The organism is Rhizobium fabae (assembly GCF_003985135.1).
GTDB classification, from domain to species: domain Bacteria; phylum Pseudomonadota; class Alphaproteobacteria; order Rhizobiales; family Rhizobiaceae; genus Rhizobium; species Rhizobium pisi.
Genome location: NZ_ML133662.1, coordinates 1 through 18,197 on the forward strand (window position 1 = coordinate 1; position 18,197 = coordinate 18,197).

Here is an 18,197-nt window from a genome sequence, read left to right on the forward strand (position 1 = left end):
CCCGCCTGGATGGAGCGGGAAGCAATTCTGCGGCCGCTGCTCGAGACGATCTATCGTCAACCGGATGCAGCCCTTGTCGCCCTGAACGCCCTGGCATCGAATTTGAAGATCGAACCCCGCAGGCTCGCCGACGATCTTGCTATTGCGCCCGATCGGCTGGGGCGCCTGCGTGGCTCCGACCTAATCATCGACGGTCGAGCGGCGCGCGACGAGCGCAGCATCGCGACCGCGGCATTGACGGAACTGTTGCCGCTTGCCCGCGCCCACGCGACGGAGTTCCGCAGAAACGCCGAGCGGTTCGAAAGCCGCGAGCAACAACGCCGCGCGTATATGTCATTGTCGATCCCAGCGCTCTCAAAGAAGGCGGTGGCACGTCTCATCGAGATCGAGGCGGTGCGCAGGCAAGGAGGGGACGATGCCTACAAGAGCGCCTTCGCACTCGCCGCCGAGGACCGTGCCGTCGTGCAGGAGATCAAGGCGGTCAGCGAGGCGCTCACCGCTCGCTTCGGCTGGAGCGCCTTCACATCGAAAGCCGATGCGGTTGCCGAACGCAACATGGTCGAGCGTATGCCGGAAGACCTAACAAGCATCAGAGACGAGAAGTTGACCCGGCTGTTCGAGGCCGTGAAGCGCTTTGCCGAGGAACAGCATCTCGTCGAGCGGTGGGATCGTTCGAAGATCGTCGCCAGCGCCAGTGCTGATCCGCAGAAGGAGAATATCCCCATGCTTGCCGCTGTCACCGAGTTCAAAACCCCGATCGACGACGAGGCGAGATCTCGCGCTCTCGCCACACCGCTGTATCGCCAGCAGCGAGCGGCACTGGCCGCCGTGGCACGCACGATCTGGCGTGATCCGGCCGGCGCCGCCGGCAAGATCGAAGAGCTGCTTGCCAAAGGTTTTGCTGGCGACCGCATCGCCGCCGCGGTGACCAACGACCCCTCTGCCTACGGTGCTTTGCGCGGTTCCGATCGCCTGATGGACCGGATGCTTGCCGCCGGCCGGGAGCGGAAGGAGCTGGTGCAGGCCGTACCCGAAGCAGCCGCCCGTTTGCGCGCGCTCGGTTCGGCCTACGTCAATGTGCTCGACACCGAACGCCAGGCGATTGCCGAGGAGCGACGGCGCATGGCTGTTGCCATTCCCGGCCTGTCGACGGCGGCGGAAGAAGCGCTCATGCGCCTGACTGCCGGGGCGAAGAACAACGGCCGCAAGCAAAATGCATCGGCCGCTGCTCTCGATCCGGACATTCGCCGGGAGTTTGCCGCGGTCAGTACGGCACTCGACGCGCGCTTCGGCCGCAACGCCGTCCTCCGGGAAGAGAAGGATCTCATCAACCGCGTGCCACCGGCGCAGCGTCGGGCCTTCGAGGCGATGCAGGAAAGGCTGAAGGTCCTGCAGCAGACCGTCCGACTCGAGAGCAGCGACAAGATCGTCTCGGAACGGCGCCAGCGCACGGTTAACCGCAGACGCGGCATTGATCTCTGAAGCACGATGAAGGAGACAAAGGGTGGTCATCGCTCGGCTGGAGGCCTCTTACGACGCTATCGTGCGCGCGGGGATGGCCAGTGAGATCGTGAACCAAGCCTTCGGCGGCGCCACCGAGCTGCAGTCCCGGCCCACCCGTGAACGGTCGGGCAAGGCGGAGTTGCTGGCACTGATGCGCGATAGACTGGCGCATTCCAAGCTGTAGTCATGCGATGATGGCGCCTATTTCAACGCCAGCCGAATACCCGATTTGGCTGTCCTTCCCATCGCGAAACGGCAAGATTGCTGAGCCTCCCATGCGGCACGCGACGATTTCCATACTGATTAAGGCGATGCCAGGAGTTCGGTCTCTCCTGCGGCTTACCTGCGCCGCGCCCATGAGATGGAGACCACCAAGACGAGGTCGACGGGTCTTTCGCATCCCGAGAGCTTTCTCCGTGCGCGTAGGAGATCTCCACGCTCACGAAAGTCTCCATAGTGCCAAACGAAGGTTAATCATCAGGCACTGTGGCGAGCGTGCTAAGGCCGCAAGGTAAGATTGGCAATTGTACAAATCTCACTGATGATTTCGGGAAGCGAAACCAAAAGACGGTTCCCGACGTTTCGATGGAACCCATGCTGCGCCCGGACCGTTGTTCCTGCTGACGGGAGAATGAGCATGTCAAAAACCCTTCTCTATGGCGCGACCAAGATCGACGAGACCAACAGCGCCTATGCGCCGGCCGAAAGCCTTGCAGCCTACCAATGGAAGAACCGCGTCTTCATCCTTTTTGCCGACAAGGACAATGCCCGCGCCGCCCGCCAGGAAAATCAGCTGCTTGCCGACCGGGCCGGGCTCGATGAGCGCGACATCGTGGTGCTGAAGGTGTCGGGGGGCCATGTCCGGCTGCTCTTCGGCGCGGCTGGCAGTCTCGACGGTGAAGCGATCCGCCGTGACCTGGAGGCACCCGAGGAGGGCGAATTCGCTGCCTTTCTCCTCGGCAAGGACGGCACGGTCAAGCTGAAAGCCACCGAGCCGATCGCCAGCGGCGAGCTCTTCGCCATCATCGACAGCATGCCGATGCGTGCCGCCGAATCGTTGAAGCCCGACAAATAGCCCGGCGAACATCACTCATATTGAAAATCATGAAAGGGAGGCGGTCATGTCCGTGCCCAATGAACCCATTCCCGATCAGCCGCCGATGCCCGCACCGGGCTGGAAGCCGGTGCCGCCGATCAAGGAGCCGGAGCCGGACCGGCTTCCCGACGAGGCGCCGGTTCCAAATCCCGATGAGAACGACGAGCCGGCCAAGCACGTCTCCTAAAGGAAGATGTTCCGCTCCGCGCTGACAAGTTCCTGAAGAAAGTCGGCAACGCTCCGGACGCGCAGCAGGTCACGGGCCGTTTCATGATAGGTCGTCCAGTAAGCGCGCCGGATCGAAACATCAGGCAGGATGCGCTGGAGTTCGGGATATTGCCGGGCGATGTAGTCGTGCAGAATGCCGATGCCGGCACCTGATCGTACCGCCTCCGTCTGGCCGATCGCGGTCGAAATCTCGAAGCCTGCATCCCAGCTCCGCATCACTGCGCTGGAGAAATTCAGCGATGCGGTAAAGATCAGGTCTTCGACATAGCCGATGCGGCGATGCACCTTGAGCGCGTCGATATCGGCGGGTGCTCCCTGCGTAGCCAGATAATCGTGCGAGGCATAAAGGCCGAGCGTGTAATCGGTGAGCTTGGAGGAGACGAGCCGGCCCTGTTCGGGTCGCTCGAGCGTGATGGCGATATCGGCCTCGCGCTGCGACAGCGAAAACGAGCGCGGCACGGGCACGAGCTGGATCTTCAGTTCCGGATGGCGCTCGATCAGCCTGCCCATGCGAGGTGCAAGAAAGGAAACGCCGAAGCCGTCGGGCGCCCCGACGCGCACCGTTCCGGCAATTGCCGCATCGGTGTGGCCAAGATTGGCCTGAACGGCCAGCATTTCCGTTTCCATCCGTTCGGCGGAAGCAAGAAACACCTCGCCTTCCGCCGTCAGCTCGCAGCCGGTCGGTCGGCGGATAAGGAGGCGGGTCTTCAATGCCTCTTCGAGCGATGTCAGTCGCCGTGAGAGCGTCGCGTGGTTGAGCCCCAGCCTTTTCGATGCGGCAAGGATCTGTCCCGTACGGGCAACAGCCAGAAAGATGCGGACATCGTCCCAGTTCATGATTTGGCGCGCATCATGATGGGATCGGCATCGATGAGCGTCAGCGATGTCACCATGCCGGCCGTCTCATTCTTATATTTGAGAAAATGCGGCGCTTTGAGGTGCGCTTCGTAAGCTTCTCTGCTCGCATAGACTTCAAGAATACGAATGCTGCTCGGATTGTCCTTGAGGCAAACCGCATTCAGCGAGAGGACGCCTTCTTCTAGAGCGACCGACGCCTCGATCTCTTCGGCCAGAAGAACCCGATAGGCCTCGATCATGCCTGGCCCTATCTCAAGCTCCGCCATTCTGACGACAAGGTTTCCGCTCATCGGTCATTGTCCCTTCTATCGGATGACTTCAATTGACGCACAATGGTTGCTTATATCAGCGCATTGATTTGTGCAAATTGAAGTGCGATTGTGGGGCATCCCAAAAACAGGAGGAGCATCCCATGCATGAGATCGGTCATTTCATCGGCGGCAAGCATGTTGCCGGCACCAGCGGCCGTGTGAGCAATGTCTACAATCCGGCGACCGGCGAAGTGCAGGCGACGGTGGCGCTTGCAAGCGTCGAGGAGTTGCGCGCCGCGGTCGAAAACGCCAAGGCCGCGCAGCCGAAATGGGCTGCCACCAATCCGCAGCGCCGCGCCCGCGTCTTCTTCAAGTTCGTCGAGCTTCTGAACACACATATGGACGAGCTCGCCGAAATGCTCTCCAAGGAGCACGGCAAGACGATCGAGGACGCCAAGGGTGACGTCATCCGCGGCCTAGAAGTCTGCGAATTCGTCTGCGGCATCCCGCATCTCGCCAAGGGCGAGTTCACCGAGGGCGCGGGTCCCGCAATCGACATGTATTCGATCCGTCAGCCGGTCGGCATTGGCGCTGGCATCACGCCCTTCAACTTCCCCGGCATGATCCCGATGTGGATGTTTGCGCCGGCGATTGCGTGCGGCAACGCCTTCATCCTGAAGCCCTCCGAGCGCGATCCCTCTCTGCCGATCCGTCTTGCCGAGCTGATGATCGAGGCCGGCCTGCCGGCGGGCATCCTCAACGTCGTCAACGGTGACAAAGGCGCTGTCGACGCGATCCTCACCGACCCCGATATCGGCGCCGTCTCCTTCGTCGGCTCGACGCCGATTGCCCGCTACGTCTATGGCACAGCGGCAATGAACGGCAAGCGCGCCCAGTGCTTCGGCGGCGCCAAGAACCACATGATCATCATGCCGGATGCCGATATGGACCAGGCCGTCAACGCGCTGATGGGCGCAGGCTACGGTTCGGCCGGCGAGCGCTGCATGGCGATTTCCGTGGCCGTCCCTGTCGGCGAAGAGACCGCCAACCGTCTCGTCGAGAAGCTGACGCCGAAGATCGAATCGCTCCGCATCGGCCCGTACACCGACGACAAGGCAGACATGGGCCCGCTCGTCACCAAGGATGCCTATAACCGTGTTCGCGGCCTCATCGACCGCGGCATCGAGGAAGGCGCCAAGCTCGTCGTCGACGGCCGCGATTTCAAGCTTCAGGGTTATGAAGACGGCTATTTCGTCGGCGGTTGCCTGTTCGACCACGTCACGCCCGAGATGGATATCTACAAGACCGAGATCTTCGGGCCTGTCCTCTCCGTCGTTCGCGCCCAGAACTACGAGGACGCGCTGTCGCTGCCGATGAAGCACGAATACGGCAACGGCGTCGCGATCTACACCCGTGATGGCGATGCCGCCCGCGATTTCGCCTCGCGCGTCAATATCGGCATGATCGGCATCAACGTTCCGATCCCGGTTCCGCTGGCCTACCACTCTTTCGGCGGCTGGAAGGCATCGAGCTTCGGCGACCTCAACCAGCACGGCACGGATTCGATCAAGTTCTGGACGAAGACCAAGACCGTCACCGCCCGCTGGCCCTCCGGCATCAAGAGCGGCGCGGAATTCGTCATGCCGACGATGAAGTGATCTTCACGACACCACGATCTGCGATCTGTTATTCGGGGGCCTTTCGGCCCCCGATTTCTTGATTTTAAGCCGTTGATGTCAGCCCGCCTGCCTTTCAGCTGTGCTGCCGGTCTGCGATTGCCGTTTATGGCGCCGGATTAACGTCGCGGCAAATGGCCTCATAAGCTGAATGTGATTTTCATATTTTGGAATTGTTCAAAACTATCAAACAGCCTATATAGGTCTGAACAGGCACGAGTCAGGAGATTGGCATGCGGTTGACGAAGCAGACGAACTATGCGGTTCGCATGTTGATGTATTGTGCTGCCAATGAAGGGCACCTGAGCCGGATTCCGGAAATCGCAAAGGCCTATGGCGTTTCCGAGCTCTTTCTTTTCAAGATCCTTCAGCCGCTGAACAAGGCGGGTCTCGTCGAAACCCTCCGCGGTCGCAACGGCGGCGTACGCTTGGGTAAACCGGCCGCCGAGATCACCCTTTTCGATGTCGTGCGCGTGACGGAAGACAGTTTCGCCATGGCCGAATGCTTCGAGGACGATGGCGTGGTCGAATGCCCGCTGGTCGACAGCTGCGGCTTGAATTCTGCCCTGCGCAAGGCGCTGAACGCCTTCTTCGCAGTGCTTTCGGAATATACCATCGACGACCTCGTCAAGGCGCGTCCGCAGATCAATTTCCTTCTTGGACTGACCGGCGAGCAGCATTATCGCAAGCCTTCGGTCGTCGCCCCGGCCGCCTGATCAAAAGAACAGTCCAGACTTCTCAAACCGCGGTTGCCCTGGCAATCGCGGTTTTTGCTTTTGCTGAATCTCGCCGGCCTCCGAAATGCGGGGAATTGGCGGCCGCATGTCGTTATAGGAGGTGCATTTATACCAAATGCGACAAAAATCTGGTTGTTTTTGTGCGAATATTTCCAAATAAGGCTGATTTTTGACTGAAAATTTCTAAAATTGTCCAGCTGGAAAAATTTTCTCCGTAGACCGTTGCTTTCAGTAGATAAATGTCGTTCCATCGACCGTCGATCGGGATGCCTATCTACGGTCTCCAAACATCAAAAAAGAACAACCGGGAAACAATATTATGAAAAAGATCTCTGTCCTCCTGGCAGCGACGGCCCTGATTTCCGTCATGGCGACGTCGGCCTGGTCCAAGACCCTTGTCTATTGCTCCGAGGGCTCGCCGGAAGGCTTCGACCCGAGCCTCTACACGGCAGGCACGACCTTCGACGCGTCGTCGCGTACGGTCTACAGCCGCCTCGTCGAATTCAAGCATGGCGGCACCGAGATCGAACCGGGTCTGGCCGACAGCTGGAGCGTTTCGGCTGATGGCAAGGAGTACACCTTCAAGCTTCATCCCGGCGTCAAGTTCCAGACCACCGACTTCTTCACGCCGACGCGTGATTTCAACGCCGACGACGTCATCTTCTCCTTCGAGCGCCAGCTCAAGGCTGACAATCCGTGGAACAAGTATGTCGAAGGCGGCTCCTACGAATATGCCGCCGGCATGGGCTTCCCCGAGCTGATCAAGTCGGTCGAGAAGGTCGATGACCTTACTGTCAAGTTTGTTCTCAATCATCCCGAAGCGCCGTTCCTCGCCGACCTCGCCATGGACTTCGCCTCGATCATCTCCAAGGAATATGCAGACAAGCTCGCCGCCGACGGCAAGATGGCGCAGATGAACCAGCAGCCGCTCGGCACCGGCCCGTTCACCTTCGTTGCCTACCAGCCGGATGCCGTCATCCGCTACAAGGCGAACGAGACCTATTTCAAGGGCAAGGAAAAGATCGACGACCTGGTTTTCGCCATCACCTCTGACGCCGCCGTCCGCGCGCAGAAGCTGAAGGCCGGCGAATGCCACCTCATTCCTTATCCGAATGCGGCTGACGTCGCCGAACTCAAGAAGGACACGAACCTGACCGTGCTCGAGCAGGCAGGTCTTAACGTCTCGTATCTCGCTTACAACACCTTGATTCCGCCCTTCGACAAGGCCGAAGTCCGCAAGGCGCTGAACATGGCGATCAACAAGCAGGCAATCGTCGATGCCGTCTTCCAGGGTGCCGCGGCCGTTGCCAAGAACCCGATCCCGCCGACCATGTGGTCCTATAACGATGCCGTCGTAGACGACAAGTACGATCCCGAAGCATCGAAGAAGATGCTGGCGGATGCCGGCGTCAAGGGTCTGAAGATGAAGATCTGGGCCATGCCGGTTTCGCGTCCGTACATGCTGAACGCGCGTCGCGCCGCAGAACTGATGCAGGCCGACTTGGCCAAGGTCGGTGTCGATGCGGAAATCGTCACGCATGAATGGGCCGAATATCTGAAGCTTTCGTCCGACAAGAAGCGCGACGGTGCCGTCATTCTCGGCTGGACCGGCGACAACGGCGACCCGGACAACTTCATGGATACGTTGCTTGGCTGCGACGCTGTCGGCGGCAACAACCGCGCTCAATGGTGCAACAAGGAATTCGACGATCTGATGACGAAGGCCAAGGAGACGGCCGACGTTGCCGAGCGCACGAAGGCTTATGAGCAGGCTCAGTTGATCTTCAAGAAGGAAGCGCCTTGGAATACGCTCGACCACTCGCTGGTCTTCGTTCCGATGAGCAAGAAGGTCTCGGGCTTCTTCATGGATCCGCTCGGAATTCACCGTTTCGACGGCGTGGACATTTCCGAATAATAAAAAATCTGTAAACTACCCGGTCAACGCCGGGTGCGGCCGGCGGTCAGGTTCCCCTGACCGCCGGAAACTATTGGAAAACCTGCCATGTTGCGTTTTTTCATCGGCCGCCTCGCGGTACTGATCCCGACATTCCTCGGCGTTTCACTGATAGCCTTCTCGTTCATCCGCCTGATTCCCGGCGACCCGGTCATGCTTCTGTCGGGTGAGCGTGTCATGGCGCCGGAACGTCACGCCCAAATCATGCACGATCTCGGCTTCGACCGGCCCGTCTATGTGCAATACTTCGATTATCTCGTAAAAGTGCTGCACGGCGATCTCGGCACCTCGATCGTGACCAAGCGGCCCGTTCTCGGCGAGTTCTTCACACTGTTCCCGGCAACGCTGGAGCTTTCGCTCTGTGCCATCATCATCGCGGTCTGTCTTGGCGTGCCCGCCGGCGTCTTTGCGGCCGTCAAGCGTGGCACCTGGTTCGATCAGGGCGTGATGGGTGTTGCCCTCATCGGTTATTCCATGCCGATCTTCTGGTGGGGTTTGCTGCTCATCATCTTCTTCTCCGGCTATCTCGGCTGGACACCGGTTTCGGGCCGCATCTCGCTGATGTATTTCTTCAAGCCGGTCACCGGCTTCATGCTGATCGACAGTCTGATGTCGGGCCAGAAAGGCGCCTTCGCCTCGGCGGTCAGCTACCTCATCCTGCCGACCATCGTGCTGGCGACCATTCCGCTTGCCGTCATCGCACGCCAGACGCGCTCGGCAATGCTCGAGGTTCTCGGCGAAGACTATGTCCGCACCGCCCGCTCCAAGGGCCTGAAGCCGCTGCGCGTCGTCGGCGTGCATGCATTGCGCAATGCGATGATCCCCGTCATCACCACGATCGGCCTGCAGATCGGCGTTCTCCTTGCCGGCGCCATCCTCACCGAGACGATCTTCTCCTGGCCGGGCATCGGCAAGTGGATGGTCGATTCAGTCTTCAAGCGAGACTACGCCGTGGTCCAGGGCGGACTTCTTCTGATCGCCGGCGTCATCATGATGGTCAACCTGATTGTTGATGTTCTCTACGGCTTCATCAATCCGCGTATTCGTCACTAGGAGCGGTCCATGAGCACGGTCACCATCAAAACCGGCCAGCCATCCGCTCTTGCGGAGTTCTGGCATTACTTCTCCCGCAACAAGGGCGCCGTCATCGGCCTCGTCGTTTTCACAGTCATCCTTGTCGTCGCGGTCTTCGCGCCGCTCTTTGCGCCGCATGCGCCGAACGAACAGAACCGTGCGGTGCTGCTCGCCGTGCCGGCCTGGATGGAGGGCGGCAGTGCATCCTTCCCGCTCGGAACGGATGCTGTCGGTCGCGATATCCTCTCGCGCCTGATCTACGGCGCGCGGTTCTCGCTTTTCATCGGTGTCGTCGTCGTCACGCTTTCGGTCATTTCGGGCGTGCTGATCGGCCTCGTCGCCGGATATTTCCGCGGCAGGATCGATACGGCCATCATGCGCCTGATGGATATCATCCTGGCCTTCCCGTCGCTGCTTCTCGCGCTCGTGCTGGTTGCCGTGCTGGGCCCCGGCCTTACCAATGCGATGATTGCGATTTCACTGGTCAACCAGCCGCATTTCGTGCGGCTGACGCGCGCCTCTGTTATCTCCGAGCGCGAGAAGGAATATGTGATCGCCTCGCGCGTCGCCGGCGCCGGCACCCTGCGTTTGATGTTCAAGACGATCCTGCCGAACTGTCTCGGGCCGCTCATCGTCCAGGCGACGCTCGCCTTTTCGGCCGCGATCCTCGATGCCGCAGCCCTCGGCTTTCTCGGCATGGGCGCCCAGCCACCGACACCCGAATGGGGAACGATGCTTGCCGAGTCCCGCGAGTTCATCTCGCGCGCCTGGTGGGTTGTGACTTTTCCGGGTCTTGCCATCCTCATCACCGTTCTTGCCATCAACCTGATGGGCGACGGCCTGCGCGATGCGCTTGACCCCAAGCTGAAGAGGTCGTGATGCCACTTCTCGAAATTGAAAATCTGACAGTTGAATTCCAGACGTCATCCGGTCTTTTCCGCGCCGTCGACCGCGTATCGCTCACCTGCGATAAGGGCGAGATCCTCTCGGTCGTCGGCGAATCCGGCTCGGGCAAATCCGTTGCCATGCTGGCCCTGATGGGCCTTCTGCCCTGGACGGCGAAGATCACCGCCGACCGCATGCAGTTCGACGGCCAGGACCTGCGCGGTATCTCCGCCCGCCAGCGCCGCAGGATCGTCGGCAAGGACATGGCGATGATCTTCCAGGAGCCGATGTCGAGCCTCAACCCGTGCTTCACGGTCGGCTTCCAGATCGGCGAGACGTTGCGCTTCCATATGGGCCTCAATCGGAAGGAGCGACGCGAACGTTCGATCGAACTGCTGAATCTCGTCGGCATTCCGGCGCCGGAAGACCGCCTGTCGAACTTTCCGCATCAGATGTCAGGCGGCATGAGCCAGCGCGTCATGATCGCCATGGCGCTCGCCTGCAATCCGAAGCTTCTGATCGCCGACGAGCCGACGACGGCGCTCGACGTGACGATCCAGGCGCAGATTCTCGATCTGCTTGTCCGCCTGCAGAAGGAGCATGGCATGGCGTTGGTGCTGATCACCCATGACATGGGTGTCGTCGCCGAAACCGCTGAGCGCGTGCAGGTGCAATATGCCGGCCAGAAGGTCGAGGAACAACCGGTGAGGGCGCTGTTCCGCGATCCGCATCACCCCTATACGGCGGCTTTGCTTGCCGCCTTGCCGGAACGCGCCGAAGTCGGTCACCGTCTTCCATCGATTGCCGGCGTCGTTCCCGGCCAGCACGGCCGCCCGACAGGTTGTCTGTTTGCGCCGCGCTGCGGCTACGCGACGGTCGAATGCGATCGCGGCGTCGTCCGCCAGGGACCGGAGCTCGGGCTGGCGCTCTGCAACTATCCATTGAAGGACGGCAAGCCGCTCGGGCATCCCGGTGTCATGGCCGTTCAAACTGCAGGAGACCTGGTATGACAGGCGCTGTTCTCGAGGGCAGGGATCTCGCCCGCTTCTACACCGTCAATCGCGGCCTTTTCAAAGCCGACGCGACCGTCAAGGCGCTGAACGGTGTCAGCTTCAGCCTGCATTCCGGAAAGACGCTCGCCGTCGTCGGCGAATCCGGCTGCGGCAAGTCGACGCTCGCTCGCCTGGTCACGATGATCGAGGACCCGACCGCAGGTCAGTTGTTGATCGACGGCAAGCCCGCCCATGTCGGCGATCGCAGCCTGCGCAGCCAGGTGCAGATCGTCTTCCAGAACCCCTACGGCTCGCTCAACCCACGTCAGAAGGTCGGCTCCATCCTCGAAGAGCCGCTGAAGATCAACACCGATCTCGACGCCGCCGCCCGACGCCGCAAGGTGGAGGAGATGATGGCCCGCGTCGGCCTGCGTCCGGAACACCACGGCCGCTATCCCCATATGTTCTCCGGCGGTCAGCGCCAGCGTATCGCCATCGCCCGCGCCCTGATGCTGCGGCCGAAGGTGCTGGTGCTCGACGAACCGGTTTCGGCTCTCGACCTTTCGATCCAGGCGCAGGTGCTTAACCTGCTGATGGACCTGCAGAAGGAGATGGGCCTTGCCTATCTCTTCATCTCGCACGGCCTCTCGGTCGTTCATCACATAGCCGACGAGGTAATGGTGATGTATCTCGGCCGCCCCGTCGAAACCGGTCCCGCCGCCGAGGTCTTTGCCAGGCCGCGCCACCCGTATACCGCAGCCTTGCTATCGGCGACGCCGATCGCCGATCCCGAACGTGCGAAGAACCGCATCCGCCTGCAAGGCGAGTTGCCTTCGCCGCTGAAGCCGCCGTCGGGCTGCCACTTCAATCCGCGCTGCTGGAAGGCGCAGGACTATTGTCGCCAGGTTTCTCCCGAACTAAGTGGAGAGGGCGCACAACAATATGCCTGCCACTTCCCGCTCGACTGAGCGAGAAACCGGAGCAATTCCACGAAAAGTGAGGAGCGGTTTTCCCAGGCAAAGCGCGAAGCGCTTTTGCAGGGAATTGCGTAGACAGAAGGTTGGATGTTCGGAGGAATCATGCCGGATGAGCGGATGAACGAAGCCCATGCGATCATCGTCATGGGGGTGAGCGGCTGTGGCAAATCCTCTGTCGGCGAAAAGCTTGCCGAAGCTCTTCACCTGCAGTTCGTCGAAGGCGATGCGCTTCATCCGGCCTCCAATGTCGAGAAGATGTCGAAGGGTATTCCGCTGACCGATGAGGACCGGATGCCCTGGCTCGACCGCATCGGGGAAGACATGAAGGCCTCGCTGGAGAAAGGCGATGGCATCATCGTTTCCTGCTCGGCGCTGAAGCGCATCTATCGCGACAGGCTGAGGGCTGCTGCCGGCGGCAATCTGTTCTTCGTCTACCTGGAAGGTTCCAGGGCGCTGCTGACGCAACGCATGGGTGAGCGCAAGGGGCATTTCATGCCGGTGTCGCTGCTCGAAAGCCAGCTGGCGACCCTTGAGGTGCCCACAGGCGAGCCGGGCGTCGTCACCGTCGATATCGACGACACGGTGGACGGCATCGCGGCGACCGCTCTCAAAGGTCTCGCTTCTCTCGGCGTCACGGGTTGAAACGCTGCGGCGCGTAGGCCGCAATATCGATGAACGGCGCTTCCCCGGTAATGAGTTCGGCAAGCACGCGACCGGTCACCGGCCCGAGTGTGAGCCCGTGATGGGCATGGCCGAAGGCGAACCATAGGCCCTGATGGCGCGGCGCCTTGCCGATGATCGGCATCATATCGGGCGTGCAAGGGCGCGCGCCCATCCAGGGCTCGGGATCGAGCCTTTTGCCGAGCGGGAAGATCGTGCGGGCCACGGCTTCGGCGCGATCGAGCTGGACCGGGGTCTTCGGTGCATTCAACGTCGCGAACTCCGCCCCTGTCGTCAGGCGAATGCCGCGGCTCATCGGCGCAAGGAGATAGCCGCGTTCGGCATCGAGCATCCAGTTGTTTAGCACGGCGTTGCCTTCGGGCGCATAATGCATGTGATAGCCGCGTTTGACGCCGAGCGGGAAGGAATAGCCGAGCCGCCCGGTTGCGACGGCCGCCCAGGGGCCGAGCGCGATCACCGCATCGTCGGCTTCGAGCGGACCCTCGCTCGTCATGATCTTCCAGCCGGAGCCGAACTGGCCGAGCGAGGCCGCGTCACCCGCGACGAACCGGCCGCCGAGGCTTTCGAAATGGCGGCGATAGGCTGATGTCAACGCATGCGGGTCGAGCACCGACCAAGGGTCGCGCCAGCGGATGCCGCCGGTGAAATCGCCGCTAAGATCAGGTTCCATGCGGGCGATATCGGCCGCGGTCAGGCTGTCATATTCCACGCCGAATTCACCCCGCCAAAGCGCGGCTTCCGTGAGGGCTTCGTCGTGCCGGGCCCGCGTCCGGAAAAGCTTCATCCAGCCATCCCTACGGATCAGCGTTTCGGCATGCGACGCCTCGATCAGGTCCTTGTGTTCGGCAATCGAATTTTCGATTAGCGGCGCATAGGCTCGGGTGATGACCGCGTGGCGCCGCGGATTGGAGTTCCACCAGTAGCGGGCAAGGAAGGCAATCTGGCTTGGCAGCGTGCGCAGGTGGTAATGCGCGTCGATGCGATTGTTGAGGGCATAGCGCAGCAGAAGGCCGAGCTGTTGGGGAAAACCGTAGGGGGCGACACCTTCGCGCTGGATCAGGCCGGCATTGCCGAAGGAGGTTTCCCTCCCCGGATCCTTGCGGTCGACCAGTGTCACCTGCCGGCCGCGCCGCTGAAGGTGGATGGCGGTGGAAACCCCGACGATGCCGGCGCCGAGCACGATTGCGTTCTTTGTCATTTCCCCTGAATTCCGCTTTGCTGTCAGGTGAAAATGCCCGTGCCGATACTGGCGCGCAAACGAAAAATGTCATTCATTTCAAAATCATTGCGCTTTCCAGTGCGGCATTTTCGGCCTTCACTCTGATATAAAGGACGCAGGCGTTGAGAAGCGAAAAGACGACCGCGTAAAGCGGCAGGCCGAAGGCGAGAGGAAGCGCGGCAATCTCGCCGATGACGATCACATAATTCGGATGCCGGAGAAGGCGATAGGGGCCTGATCTCACAAGCGGCGCGCCGGGCAAAATGATGATGCGCGTCGTCCAGCGGTCTTTCAGCGTTGCCAGCACCCAGAGCCGCAGCGCCTGCAGCCCCATGAACGCGACAAACCAGAAGAGCTCGACCGCTCTTCCAGGTGCCAGCAGCCACAGGCCGATGATCCAGCCTGCATGCAGCGCTACCATCAAGGGATAGTGCTCCGGCGCGACTTCTCTGGCGCCTCTGGCAAGAAGGGCGGCGGTGTTGCGCCGGGCGAGCATGAGTTCTCCCAGCCGCTGCAGCGTCACGAAAGAAAGGAGCGCGATCGACGGCCACATCATACCGGCCTCCGGAGCGTCACGCAGCTCGCCGAAAAGCCAGGTCCCATGGCAATCATCGCCGCACGTTCCGGCAATCCGGCGCGGATCACCCGCTCCAGCACGAAGAGGACGGTGGGCGAGGACATGTTGCCGTATTCGGCAAGCACGGCGCGTTCGTGATCCAAAGTACCCGGCACCAACGAAAGCGCGCTTTCCATCGCGGCCAGCACCTTCATGCCGCCGGGATGGCAGATGAAGCGGCCGATATCCTCTGCTTTCAGCCCGTTTCTCGCCAGAATGCCCGCCACCGCCGGGCCGAGCTCCTTTTCGGCGAAGGGTGGCAGCGATTGCGCCAGCACGATGCCGAAGCCGCCGTCGTCGATTTTCCAGCCCATGATATCGAGCGTATCAGGAAAGAGATGCTCGCCGGTCGATTCCACTTGCGCCAGTCCATCACCCCCTGCGCGCAGCACGCAGGCGGCAGCGCCGTCGCCGAAAAGCGCCGTGGCGATGATGTTCGGCCGCGTCAGTTCGTCCAGCCGGAAGGCCAGCGTGCAAAGCTCGACCGAAACGAACAGCACGACGGCCCCCGGCCGGCTGCGCGCCAGGCGCGAGGCGATCGCAAAGCCGGAGACACCGGCAGCGCAGCCGAGCCCGAAGACCGGCACGCGTTCGATTTCGGCCCGGAAGCCTACTCGGCGGGCAAGCTGCGCATCTAGGCTCGGCGTCGTAAAGCCGGTGGACGAGACCGTAACGACACAGTCGACATCACTGGGCTTGAGCCCTGCCCGACGAAGTGCGGAGGTGGCAGTCTCGACGAACAGCCCGCCCGCAACCTCCGCATAGGCCTCCATCCGATCCTGCCAGCCATGTGGCTCGTCGAACCAGGCAAGCGGCCGCGCGGCATGCCGTTTTTCGATGCCGGCGCTGTCGAAGACGCGGGCAAGATGCCGGAAGTCCTCGAACCGATTGGCAAACAGCCTGGCCGAGGCTTCGGCGGCCTGATTTTGGGTAATGACGTGTTCGGGCGTGGCGACGGCGAGGCTGACGAGTTTTACGGTATCGGTCACTGAATTCTCCTTGTCGTTCCCGGCGCAACGACTGAGAACACGTCGTGTCGATAATTTATTCGATCTGGTTTGCTTCACGAAGCTGTGATCGAGAAAATGAAAAGGCTGTCGAATAAAGCCCGATGCAGCGGTGTTCTCTCCTCGCAACGTCACTTCTAGAGGAGTTTTCCCATGACGCTCACGACAGTCCGTATCGCTTCCATCCTTCTCGGCGGTTGCCTTGCCGCTTCCGTTTTCTCTGTCCCGGTCTTTGCGATCGGCGATAACAATAGCACCATGCCGACCTGCAAGAAGGGCGAGATCTACGACCAGAAGACCAAGAAATGCGTCAAGCAGCAGAGCGCCAACGTCTCCGACGAGAACCGCACCGACTATGCCTATTCGCTGGCCAAGGACGGCCGCTATGAAGAGGCGCTTGCCATGCTCGACACGGTCAAGGACCAGAACACGGCCGAAGTGCTGAACTATCGCGGTTACGCCACCCGCAAGCTCGGCCGCACCGACGAAGGCATTTCCTATTACCTCAAGTCGGTGAAGATGGATCCGCAATACGCCAAGGTCCGTGAATATCTCGGCGAAGCCTATGTCATCAAGGGCCAGCTCGATCTCGCCAAGGACCAGTTGAACACGATCAAGGCGATCTGCGGCACGAGCTGCGAGGAATATCAGGACCTCAACGCTGCGATCCTCGACCCGTCGAAGATCTGATCGACGGAGCGGGCGGGAAGACGGAACCAGGGAAAGGCATATCCGAATGTCGGTCGCGCGCACCACATTTCCTGCCTATAGTCACGCAACGATGGAATCGCCGGTTCGCCCGGCGGTTCCGAAGGATGCAAGACTGGCGGAGGCGGCCATCGCGAGCGAAGCGGATATCAGGAGCGGCCTGGCGGAAAATCTGGCGCGGCTCTGGCGTTATGGTCTCGTTCTCTCGCATCAGCGCGATGTTGCCGACGACCTGGTGCAGGCGACCTGCCTTCGCGCGCTGGAGCGCGCCGATCAATTCATGCCCGGCACGCGGCTCGATCGCTGGCTGTTTTCGATCCTGCATTCGATCTGGCTGAACGAGATCCGCGCGCGGCGCGTGCGCCAGGGCCAAGGGTTCGTCGACGCCGGGGATGCGCTGACCTTCGACGGCGCCCACGATACCGAAACGCACGTGATGGCGGGCCAGGTTCTGAGACAGGTGAATGCGCTGCCCGAGGCGCAAAGAACAGCAGTTTTCCTCGCCTATGTTGAAGGACTTTCCTATCGCGAGGTTGCAGGCATACTGGATATTCCGATCGGGACCGTGATGAGCCGGCTGGCGGCTGCCCGCGCAAAGCTCTCCGGCGCCGGACCGGAAGGGGGACGGCAATGAACACGAAACACACCATTCCCTCTGACGAGGACCTCACCGCCTTCATCGATGGCGAACTGACGGCCGAAGAGGCCGCGCGCATCGAAGAGCTCGTCAGCGAAGACGACAGCGTCGCCGAACGCTTAGAATTCCTCGCCCGCGCCAACCTGCCGTTCGCGCAGGCCTTCGCCCCGCTGCTCTCCGAGGCGCCGCGAGAGAAACTGGAGAGAATGCTCGCCACCATTCCTGAGCAGAAGAGCGCAAAATCCGCTTCCGCACCACCAATCGCCACCCGCCGCGGTTTCCTCGGCACACTCGCCGCCTCGCTTGTCGCCGGCATCACCATCGACCGCGCCGTCATCGGCATCGGCAGAGGCTTTTCGGCAAAGGACGAAAACAGCGAATGGCGTGCCGTGGTCGCTGAATATATCTCGCTCTACACTCCAGAAACGCTCACTGGCCCCGTCCCTGCGAGGGAAGTACAGGTCGCCCAACTCGCCAGCCTAAACGAAAAACTCGGCCTGTCGCTCTCCCTTGAAGCCGTCTTGCTTCCCGGCATCGATTTCAAACGCGCTTTGCTCCTGCAATATGACGGCAAGCCGCTCGCCCAGATCGCCTACCTCGACCCCGAAACCGGCCCGATGGCGCTATGTATCGTGATGTCTGACGCCGGCCGCAAACCGCCCGATCTTGAAAACCGCAAGGGTATGAATGTGGTTTACTGGTCGAACGCGATGCATGCCTTCATGCTGATCGGGCATGCGGCGGCGGATAAGATGATGGCAATCGCGGATGGTGTGCGGGAGAGAAGTGCGGTGTAAGTTTTAATCGCCGGAAGCACCCCTACATGGGATATCTGAAGGCGTAACGCTCGTAATCGGGTAACGGCGCCTTGAAAAGCACGACCAAACGACGGCCGAAGCCCGGATGAGAGTTCTCCATTTCTTCAAGACGTACTGGCCGGATACTTTCGGCGGCGTGGAATACCATGCCACCTCGCCACGGCAAGCCGGCCCACTTGACCGTCCTTCCTTCGTCCGCCCTAATGGACCGGACTCTAACCCATCCCCGGGGGAAATACTAAGTTGCAGATCACGTGGACACGTGGTCTTGAGCAGGAGG

Annotated in this window: 20 protein-coding genes; 15 read left to right on the plus strand and 5 right to left on the minus strand. The window is 61.1% G+C overall.

What is annotated here, in order from left to right; all coding sequences use genetic code 11:
- The 4 genes from EFB14_RS28825 to EFB14_RS33110 all read left to right on the plus strand — a co-directional run.
- On the plus strand, positions 1–1,482 hold a 1,482-nt coding region (locus EFB14_RS28825), incomplete at its 5' end, for a BID domain-containing protein (RefSeq protein WP_164737605.1).
- A 22-nt stretch (positions 1,483–1,504) separates the two neighbouring features.
- Positions 1,505–1,687 (plus strand): hypothetical protein, encoded by a 183-nt coding sequence (locus tag EFB14_RS28830; protein ID WP_126830003.1) that lies wholly within the window; start codon positions 1,505–1,507, stop codon positions 1,685–1,687.
- Between the two features lie 453 nt (positions 1,688–2,140).
- Complete coding sequence (locus EFB14_RS28835; RefSeq protein WP_125843778.1) at positions 2,141–2,578, plus strand: DUF4174 domain-containing protein; 438 nt, start codon at positions 2,141–2,143, stop codon at positions 2,576–2,578.
- Between the two features lie 46 nt (positions 2,579–2,624).
- The gene (locus EFB14_RS33110) at positions 2,625–2,786 is read left to right on the plus strand and encodes a hypothetical protein (RefSeq protein ID WP_164737606.1); all 162 of its coding nucleotides are present in this window, start codon (positions 2,625–2,627) and stop codon (positions 2,784–2,786) included.
- Here EFB14_RS33110 and EFB14_RS28840 read toward each other — a convergent pair.
- The gene (locus tag EFB14_RS28840) at positions 2,783–3,664 is read right to left on the minus strand and encodes a LysR family transcriptional regulator (protein WP_125843779.1); all 882 of its coding nucleotides are present in this window, start codon (positions 3,662–3,664) and stop codon (positions 2,783–2,785) included. The genes EFB14_RS33110 and EFB14_RS28840 overlap by 4 nt on opposite strands.
- Positions 3,661–3,975: a putative quinol monooxygenase gene (locus tag EFB14_RS28845; protein ID WP_126830005.1), complete on the minus strand. Its 315-nt coding sequence runs from the start codon at positions 3,973–3,975 to the stop codon at positions 3,661–3,663. Before EFB14_RS28845 ends, EFB14_RS28840 begins: the two co-directional genes overlap by 4 nt.
- Positions 3,976–4,097: 122 nt before the next feature.
- Here EFB14_RS28845 and EFB14_RS28850 point away from each other — a divergent pair, with 122 nt between their 5' ends.
- The 8 genes from EFB14_RS28850 to EFB14_RS28885 all read left to right on the plus strand — a co-directional run bounded on the left by EFB14_RS28850 (position 4,098) and on the right by EFB14_RS28885 (position 12,873).
- Complete coding sequence (locus EFB14_RS28850) at positions 4,098–5,594, plus strand: CoA-acylating methylmalonate-semialdehyde dehydrogenase (RefSeq protein ID WP_126830007.1); 1,497 nt, start codon at positions 4,098–4,100, stop codon at positions 5,592–5,594.
- Between the two features lie 251 nt (positions 5,595–5,845).
- Positions 5,846–6,328: an iron-responsive transcriptional regulator RirA gene (gene rirA / locus EFB14_RS28855; RefSeq protein WP_125843782.1), complete on the plus strand. Its 483-nt coding sequence runs from the start codon at positions 5,846–5,848 to the stop codon at positions 6,326–6,328.
- A 340-nt stretch (positions 6,329–6,668) separates the two neighbouring features.
- On the plus strand, positions 6,669–8,264 hold the full coding sequence (locus EFB14_RS28860; protein WP_125843783.1) for an ABC transporter substrate-binding protein: 1,596 nt from the start codon (positions 6,669–6,671) through the stop codon (positions 8,262–8,264).
- An 87-nt stretch (positions 8,265–8,351) separates the two neighbouring features.
- Entirely contained in the window at positions 8,352–9,356 is a 1,005-nt protein-coding gene (locus EFB14_RS28865) for an ABC transporter permease subunit (protein ID WP_126830009.1), read from the plus strand.
- A gap of 9 nt (positions 9,357–9,365) precedes the next feature.
- Positions 9,366–10,256, plus strand: a complete 891-nt coding sequence (locus EFB14_RS28870) for an ABC transporter permease subunit (protein WP_126830011.1) — start codon at positions 9,366–9,368, stop codon at positions 10,254–10,256.
- Positions 10,256–11,272 carry an ABC transporter ATP-binding protein gene (locus EFB14_RS28875; RefSeq protein WP_126830013.1) on the plus strand — a complete coding sequence of 339 codons (1,017 nt, stop codon included), beginning with the start codon at positions 10,256–10,258 and terminating at the stop codon, positions 11,270–11,272. Before EFB14_RS28870 ends, EFB14_RS28875 begins: the two co-directional genes overlap by 1 nt.
- Complete coding sequence (locus tag EFB14_RS28880) at positions 11,269–12,222, plus strand: peptide ABC transporter ATP-binding protein (protein WP_126830015.1); 954 nt, start codon at positions 11,269–11,271, stop codon at positions 12,220–12,222. The genes EFB14_RS28875 and EFB14_RS28880 overlap by 4 nt, the downstream gene beginning before the upstream one ends.
- Positions 12,223–12,333: 111 nt before the next feature.
- Positions 12,334–12,873 carry a gluconokinase gene (locus EFB14_RS28885; protein ID WP_126830017.1) on the plus strand — a complete coding sequence of 180 codons (540 nt, stop codon included), beginning with the start codon at positions 12,334–12,336 and terminating at the stop codon, positions 12,871–12,873.
- On the opposite strand, the gene EFB14_RS28890 is transcribed toward EFB14_RS28885, so the two are convergent.
- The 3 genes from EFB14_RS28890 to EFB14_RS28900 all read right to left on the minus strand — a co-directional run bounded on the left by EFB14_RS28890 (position 12,863) and on the right by EFB14_RS28900 (position 15,736).
- Complete coding sequence (locus EFB14_RS28890; RefSeq protein ID WP_126830019.1) at positions 12,863–14,110, minus strand: NAD(P)/FAD-dependent oxidoreductase; 1,248 nt, start codon at positions 14,108–14,110, stop codon at positions 12,863–12,865. The genes EFB14_RS28885 and EFB14_RS28890 overlap by 11 nt on opposite strands.
- A 73-nt stretch (positions 14,111–14,183) precedes the next feature.
- On the minus strand, positions 14,184–14,687 hold the full coding sequence (locus EFB14_RS28895) for an isoprenylcysteine carboxyl methyltransferase family protein (RefSeq protein WP_125843790.1): 504 nt from the start codon (positions 14,685–14,687) through the stop codon (positions 14,184–14,186).
- The gene (locus EFB14_RS28900) at positions 14,684–15,736 is read right to left on the minus strand and encodes a type III polyketide synthase (protein ID WP_126830021.1); all 1,053 of its coding nucleotides are present in this window, start codon (positions 15,734–15,736) and stop codon (positions 14,684–14,686) included. Before EFB14_RS28900 ends, EFB14_RS28895 begins: the two co-directional genes overlap by 4 nt.
- 171 nt (positions 15,737–15,907) lie before the next feature.
- Between EFB14_RS28900 and EFB14_RS28905 the strand changes: the two genes are divergently transcribed.
- Genes EFB14_RS28905 through EFB14_RS28915 form a run of 3 tightly spaced genes read left to right on the plus strand, consistent with a single transcriptional unit; the run spans position 15,908 to position 17,896 of the window.
- The gene (locus EFB14_RS28905; RefSeq protein ID WP_126830023.1) at positions 15,908–16,444 is read left to right on the plus strand and encodes a tetratricopeptide repeat protein; all 537 of its coding nucleotides are present in this window, start codon (positions 15,908–15,910) and stop codon (positions 16,442–16,444) included.
- A 46-nt stretch (positions 16,445–16,490) separates the two neighbouring features.
- Positions 16,491–17,096 (plus strand): RNA polymerase sigma factor, encoded by a 606-nt coding sequence (locus EFB14_RS28910; protein WP_126830025.1) that lies wholly within the window; start codon positions 16,491–16,493, stop codon positions 17,094–17,096.
- Positions 17,093–17,896: an anti-sigma factor family protein gene (locus EFB14_RS28915; RefSeq protein ID WP_126830027.1), complete on the plus strand. Its 804-nt coding sequence runs from the start codon at positions 17,093–17,095 to the stop codon at positions 17,894–17,896. Before EFB14_RS28910 ends, EFB14_RS28915 begins: the two co-directional genes overlap by 4 nt.
- Positions 17,897–18,197: the final 301 nt, after the last annotated feature.